2 protein-coding genes are annotated in these 4,615 nt (G+C 34.4%); both read right to left on the minus strand.

Annotation, left to right across the window (positions count from 1 at the left end):
* Window positions 1-254: 254 nt before the first annotated feature.
* On the minus strand, window positions 255-1,772 hold the full coding sequence (gene gpmI / locus ACIQ2S_RS11490; RefSeq protein WP_396176116.1) for a 2,3-bisphosphoglycerate-independent phosphoglycerate mutase: 1,518 nt from the start codon (window positions 1,770-1,772) through the stop codon (window positions 255-257).
* Window positions 1,773-1,826: 54 nt separating this feature from the next.
* The gene (locus ACIQ2S_RS11495) at window positions 1,827-4,229 is read right to left on the minus strand and encodes a DUF5916 domain-containing protein (RefSeq protein WP_396176118.1); all 2,403 of its coding nucleotides are present in this window, start codon (window positions 4,227-4,229) and stop codon (window positions 1,827-1,829) included.
* Window positions 4,230-4,615 lie beyond the last annotated feature (386 nt).

Here is a 4,615-nt window from a genome sequence, read left to right on the forward strand (position 1 = left end):
TCCAATTTCATTGATGAGTAAAATACTATTTTCTATGATGTTCTTTCCTAATTCTGAAGTCTCAGGATCCTTGATATATATCTTATTGCTAATGTTTACTTTTAAGCCTTCTAGTATATTTTTCATCGAAATTTTTTTATATTAATAGAATACAATGCAAATGTAATAGTGTCGCTATTACTTTTGCAAGTAATTAACTAATTTTTAATAAAAAAGCCATTCTTTGAATGGCTAAAATTTAATATATGGTTTGTTTACACCAAGGTTTCCCTTGTCATGACCGCTGGTTTAGGAATTCCCATCAAATGAAGAATCGTTGGAGCAATGTCACCTAAAACACCACTTTTTATTGATTTTAGTTCTTTGTCAACCAAAATAACAGGAACAGGGTTTGTGGTGTGAGCGGTATTAGGACTTCCGTCCGGATTAATCATTGTTTCACAATTTCCGTGATCGGCAATTACAATAGTGGTGTAATTATTTGCTAATGCCGTTTCAATAACTTCTTTTACACATGTGTCAACTGCTTCACAAGCTTTGATGGCAGCTTCCATGATTCCTGTATGACCCACCATGTCGCCATTGGCAAAATTTAAACACACAAAATCAACTTCACCTTTTTCTAATTCAGGAATCAAAGCATCTTTCAGTTCAAAGGCACTCATTTCGGGTTTTAAATCGTATGTAGCCACTTTTGGAGAATTTCTTAAAATGCGTGTTTCACCTTCAAAAGGTTCTTCGCGGCCACCGGAAAAAAAGAAAGTAACGTGCGGATATTTCTCTGTTTCTGCTATTCTGATTTGCTTTTTGTGGTTTCTTTCTAAAATTTCACCTAAGGTTTCTGCAGTGTTATCTTTGTTGTAGATGACTTTGATATTTTTGTACGTTTCATCATAATTGGTCAATGTCACATAATACAAATCCAGCTGATGCATGTTTTGTTCATGACAATCAAATTGGGTTAAAACCTCTGTCAGTTGTCTACCTCTGTCGGTTCTGAAATTGAAAAAGATAACCACATCACCATTTTTAAGTGTAGCTAATGGCTGGTCATTTTCGTCTACCATCACAATCGGTTGAATAAATTCATCCGTAATGTCATTTGCATAATTACCTTGAATACTATCTACTGCATTTTGAAAATGCGTGCCTATACCATTGACTAATAAATCATAAGCTAGCTTTACTCGCTCCCAACGTCTGTCTCTGTCCATAGCATAATAACGACCAATAATCGTAGCTAGTTTTGCAGTGGTATTTTTGCAGTAGTTTTCTAATTCTGATATGAATCGAACGCCGGATTTTGGATCAACGTCGCGGCCGTCTGTAAAAGCATGTATATAAACATTTTCTATACCAAAATCCTGGGTTGCATCAACTAATCCTTTCAAATGATCAATGTGGGAATGCACGCCTCCATCGGAGACTAATCCTAAAAAATGTACGTCTTTGCGATTTTTTTTAGCGTACTCAAAAGCTTCTTGCAGCACTTTTTCACTGTTTAAAGTTTTGTTTTGAACAGCTAAGTTGATTCGGGTAAGTTCCTGAAAAATTATTCTACCGGCACCTAAATTCATGTGACCTACCTCAGAATTTCCCATTTGACCTTCCGGAAGGCCAACATTTAAACCGTCAGTTCTTAATTCAGCATTGGGATAATTTTTATATAAAGAGTCAATAAATGGTGTATTGGCATGATCTATTGCAGAAACTTTTGGGTCAGGAGAATGTCCCCACCCGTCTAAAATCATTAGAATAACTTTTTTGTTCATGATATAAATATTTCAAACAAAGATACAGTTTGTGCAAATTAATAATCGTGATAATTACCCTTTTTTAAACCAATTTTTAGCTTGATTATAATCAATAAAATAACGCAAACTAATGGAAAATACATGACGCAGATTATTTTCTAAAAGGTTGTTTACATTTGAACTAAAATTTTCGTCGATTATATTGGTAAAACTAAGAGCATTATTTCGGTACAAAGCTCTTAATTCGCTACCGGGAGCAAACCACCAAGAATAGGAAAGATCAAAGTTCCAAATAGTGAAGTTTGCGTCTTTATTCAAATCATTGGATGGAAAAAGCTCAAATGATCCATCGTCTGAAAGCTTATAAAAATTGATGTTTTCGGCAATTGACCAATAATATCTTGAAGTTAAATTCAACGTCATTTTGTTGCTGATGGCATACTTTCCGCTCAATCCGTTAGTGATAGTTAACCGGTTTCTTTCTGCCATAATTATATCCGAGTCTACTTGATCAACCCAACCAATATCACTATTTTGTTGCAAGTAATTGAATTGGTAGATAATGGTAAAGCGGTCGCTGAATCGATACCTCGGACTAACATTTAATTCGTAAAAATTTCTATTCTCTTGATCAAAGACGCCATAAGCTGGACCAATATCTAATGCAAATTTTCTGTTGTAATTGGAGGAAAAATAAACATTAGCACTTCTAGAAGCCGGAATAGCTAAATATCTGCCACGTACTCTTGGCTCATAGAAATTATAGGTGGTTTTCGGATTGATAATAAAACCATATCCGATAAAATCATTTTTTAGTGTACTTGAATTAACACTAACCTTTAACCACATGGCTTGAGTAAGACCCGTGGTGTTTTCAAATTCCATGTATACATCGGAATTTATCCGGAATGAGTTAAAATATTTGGATGGATTTAGAATTCTGTAATTATAATTAGCATATAAATTTTGATAATTGGTTACAAAGTTGATCCCCAAATCATTTATGTCGAAATTTTCAGAAACGTAGTTGGTAGCCAAAGAATACCGCGATTTTCCATAGGTTTTTCCAATGCTAAAATAGGAAGAATAGCCATTTGGTTCCTTAGAATCATAAATACTAGTCATTTTTAAATCGCCGGAAACATTGAACCTATTTCCGCTAGTATTGATGTTATAAATAATTCCGGTCACATTTGCGTCTCTAAAATCTCCAAAACGAGTCACATTGGTATTCACAAATGAAACAGATGAGTTTTGGTTGAATCGTTGGTCAAAAACCAATACATTATAATTTGTTAAAGGTTCAACTAATTCTTTTCTAGATTCGTTCGTAACAGTATCTGTAATGGTAGCATAAGTTTCTTCGGTTATAGCATTTAAAAACCCAATACCCATTCCTTCAGCGGTTCTTCCGGAAATTTTCACAGCGTTAATTAAATTGACACTAGTAGGATTTTCAGCTACAATTTCATTTTCTCCGGTTGTAGGATAAGTGGTGGGCGGTCCGCCAATTCTTCGTGTATAAAGCAAATTCCCTTTGCTGAACAAATCGGTTCCCTCCGTAAAAAATGGTCTATTTTCATTGAATTGTTGTTCAAATGGGCCTAAGTTTAAAATAATATTGTCAAATGCGGCTTGCCCAAAATCAGGAATTAAAATCGCATCCAATGTAAAGGAATCATTGATACCGTACTTGATGTCCATACCTACTTTAAACTGACTTTTAGTCGTGTTCTCAAACGTTTCGAAATAAGCAGATGTATACGGAATAAAAAATAATCGCGTCGGAGGTTTGATTTTTTGAATACCTTCTAAAACACCTGCCTGATTGATAATTGCTCCAATAGATCGATCCAAAAGACTCCAAGTATTTTTTTGACGGTCTCTTCTAATTTCTCGAAAAAAGTTCACTCCCCAAACTTGTTTTTCGTTACTGGAAAATCGCAAAGCGGCATAGGGTATTTCCATTTCAACAACCCAGCCAAACTCAGTGATTTTTACTTCACTGTTCCAAATGGCGTCCCAAGTGAAGTCTTCTTTTAATTCTGTTGCTAAACAATCCATTTGAACGCCGGCAGCAGAAACAAAGAATCGAAAGTCTTGTTGCCCATCGTTGAAACCATTGATGAAAATGCCAAAAAGATCGGAAGTCCCAAAAATATCACGCTGGGTAATTTCTTTCTGAATTTTGTCCGGCGAATCATCGTAAAGTATCGCACCAACATATATTGCGTTATTGTTGTAAATAATTTTTACTTCACTACGCTGGTTTTTAGTTTCTGGCACACCATTATCAGGTTCAAACATGTAGAAATCTTTTGCAACCGGAGCATTTTTCCAGGAAATTTCGTCTAATTTACCATCGATGAGGATGTTTTCGTTGCTTGCAATGGCTTGAAGGGTTTTCTTCTGACCAAAACAGATAGTTGTGCCAAATAAAACCAATGTGAATACGATTGTGCGTAAGTGTTGCATTAAATTAAATATGAACCAAAATTAACCAAAGCATATATCCTATCAATTACTTTTTCATTTTAGTATAAAGTATTAGACTTGAATCAATTTAAATTGTTACTGTTTTATACGATTTTTGGAAATAATTCGTTAACACTGTTCAGTGTTGAAAATATATCAAAAAGTTTACATTTTGTTAAATAGACATCGAAAATTTTGTTTTTTAAATTAATTGAATACTTTTGACGTCCCAAGTCAAACCTTAAACCTAAGAATTACAATGATTTATAAGTTTTTTCCTGTACTGTTTTTTGTGTTGTCTTCCTTCACAATCAACATAAATAATTCATCAGCAGAATCTATCACTAGCAGCGTTGAGTCTTTCGAATCGAAAGTGACATCCGTAT

It is taken from the genome of Flavobacterium sp., assembly GCF_044371705.1.
GTDB lineage: Bacteria > Bacteroidota > Bacteroidia > Flavobacteriales > Flavobacteriaceae > Flavobacterium.

Bases quoted from the DNA above. Each gene is read 5' to 3' on its own strand.
- ACIQ2S_RS11495 (WP_396176118.1), bottom strand. From the start codon at position 4,229: ATGCAACACTTACGCACAATCGTATTCACATTGGTTTTATTTGGCACA.
- gpmI (WP_396176116.1), bottom strand. From the start codon at position 1,772: ATGAACAAAAAAGTTATTCTAATGATTTTAGACGGGTGGGGACATTCT.